This window comes from Clostridium tetanomorphum (genome assembly GCF_017873215.1).
In the GTDB taxonomy this organism is placed as follows: domain Bacteria; phylum Bacillota; class Clostridia; order Clostridiales; family Clostridiaceae; genus Clostridium_AO; species Clostridium_AO tetanomorphum.
Map to the genome: position 1 here is coordinate 1 of NZ_JAGGKA010000050.1, position 2425 is coordinate 2425.

The following is a 2425-nucleotide window of genomic DNA, read 5'->3' on the forward strand; positions in this document are numbered from 1 at the left end:
GTTCCCATACCGAACACGATGGTTAAGCTTCAAAGCGCTGATGGTACTGCAGGGGAGGCCCTGTGGGAGAGTAAGTCGTTGCCAGGTTAGTATGGCTGGATAGCTCAGTCGGTAGAGCAGAGGACTGAAAATCCTCGTGTCCCTGGTTCGATTCCTGGTCCAGCCACCAAAACCCTATCAATTATGATAGGGTTTTTTTATTATATAAATTAAAAAATTTTATGACATATGACACCATTCTATTCAACTTATTTAGAAATTTAGTTTATGATAATAACTTAATAACCAAGAAAAGAACATGCTTATTATTTGTGATTTCCATTTAATAATAAGCATGTTTTATGTGTGCTCAGCATGGACAACAACTTAACGGTGAAAGTCCGTTGTAGGCTTGGTAGTGGGAATCACTAGTTAATGGCAAGGGTGTCCATCGTGAGGTGGAATCTAAAGGAATTCGGAGGCAAAACATTGGTCTGAGGGACATGAACTATATAAAAGGCTTACTAAAGACGGATGAGTTTGCATAACAAAACAAAGTGAAACACTACCCAAATCTTTAGGAGTATATATAGCAGATATATGAGGTGAAGGTTGTTGTTCTTACCTGAGGAGGTTTGATAGATATATCATCAGATGATCTAATTCATAAATGATAACCTACATAGTGATGTGTAGCTGAACTATCAGAAGTCAGAAGAGGTCATAGTACTACGTAAATACGCGTTAGCGTAGGAAGGACTGAACTTTAGGAGGTTTTAAAACTTGAAAGTTTCGAAGAATACTCAACGATTGCAGAAAACTAAATATTTAGGCTCTAAGGCTAAAAGTAAGGTGGAACCTAAGGATAAGCACGGAGTGCATAAAGTGATCACGGCAGCTACAATTGGATAGATTAATTCAGCAGGCTATTGCTCAAGAATTAAATAGTATCTATAATGAAGATTTCTCAACTTCTAGTTATGGTTTTACACCTAACAAAAGTGCTCATGATGCAGTTAAACAAGCTGAAATCTATATTAATGAAGGAAACAGATGGGTCGTAGACATGGACTTGGAAAAGTTTTTTGATAAAGTAAATCATGATATGTTAATGAATAAGTTATCAAAGAAAATTAAAGATAAAAGATTACTAAAATTAATAAGAGCTTATTTAACATCAGGAGTTATGATAAACGGTGTAGTTAACAGGATAGAAGAAGGTACACCGAAAGGTGATCCATTAAGTATTATTTTATCTAATATAATACTTGATGACCTTGATAAAGAACTAGAAAGGATAGGTCACAAATTTTGCAGATATGCTGTTGACAGTAATATTTACGTCAAAAGCAAAAGAGGTTATGGAAAGTATAAATCTATTTATAGAAAATAGATTAAAATTAAAAGTAAATAAAGATAAAAGTGAAGTAGACAGACCTTGGAGAAGAAAATTTTTAGGATTTTCATTTTACTGGGCTAGGTATGTTGCAAAATTTACAATATCAACTCAAGCCGTTAATAGATACAAAGATAAAGTCAGGAAAATAACCAGTAGGTCAAAGCCATTTACAATAGAGGAAAGAATAAAGAAACTTAATCTTTTAAATAGAGGTTATATAAACTATTTTAGAATAGCAAACTGTAAAGGAATAATTTAAAATTTTCAAATATGGATTAATCAAAGGCTAAGAATGTGTATTTGGAAACAATGGAAAAAGGTTAAAATAAGATATAAAAATCTTAGAAGTTTGGGATATACACATAGGTAAGCAATAAAATATGCCAATACCCCTATTTTACAAACAACTTTAAATAATCAATTCTTTAAAATCATAGGTTTAGACAACCTATTGGCTAATTATATGAAGGCACATAATTTTTAAAGAACCGCCGTATACCAGAACGGTACGCACGGTGGCGTGAGAAGACGGAAAATAAAATAATTATTTTCCTCCTACTCGATAATATTTTCTATATACTAGTTTGTGATAAAAATGAGATGATCTATTAATGAATGCCAATAATTTAGCTAATGTATTGCTAATTTAAAAATACAATAAAAGAATATATAACATATATAGAAAGTTAAATAAACTATTCCTAGAGTGTCACTATAAGAAAATTTAAGAAATTTAAAAGAAATCATAGAAATAAGTATATTAATACATGATTATATGTATAATAATAATGTTTAATTGTTTTAATGATGATACAATAACATACGTCGTCGCAAAGACGATACACAACAGTTCAAAATTAAGTTTAATTTTGACTTTGATAATAACTGAAAAAGTTATTAAAACAACTTTTTAAAAATATTTTAAAAAGTTGTTGACAAAGAAAAACTGATGTGATATTATAAATAAGCTGTCAGATGACAGCAACAATGGTCTTTGAAAATTAAACAGAGAATTAAGAAACCAGTCAATTCTTAACAGGAAACTGT

2 protein-coding genes, 1 tRNA gene, 1 rRNA gene and 1 pseudogene are annotated in these 2425 nt (G+C 30.9%); all 5 read left to right on the top strand.

The features are described 5' to 3' along the window. Positions 1-87, top strand: a 5S ribosomal RNA gene (gene rrf, locus J2Z24_RS21105); the annotation flags it as partial. A gap of 6 nt (positions 88-93) precedes the next feature. Then, positions 94-169: transfer RNA gene (locus J2Z24_RS21110), tRNA-Phe, on the top strand. Positions 170-762: 593 nt separating this feature from the next. Then, positions 763-891, top strand: coding sequence for a hypothetical protein (locus J2Z24_RS21725; protein WP_276513818.1), 129 nt, complete (start codon positions 763-765; stop codon positions 889-891). Next, positions 884-1372: a reverse transcriptase domain-containing protein gene (locus tag J2Z24_RS21115; RefSeq protein WP_051593461.1), complete on the top strand. Its 489-nt coding sequence runs from the start codon at positions 884-886 to the stop codon at positions 1370-1372. The genes J2Z24_RS21725 and J2Z24_RS21115 overlap by 8 nt, the downstream gene beginning before the upstream one ends. After that, a pseudogene (locus tag J2Z24_RS21120) lies at positions 1341-1748 on the top strand (group II intron maturase-specific domain-containing protein). The gene J2Z24_RS21115 and the pseudogene J2Z24_RS21120 overlap by 32 nt, the downstream one beginning before the upstream one ends. Positions 1749-2425: the final 677 nt, after the last annotated feature.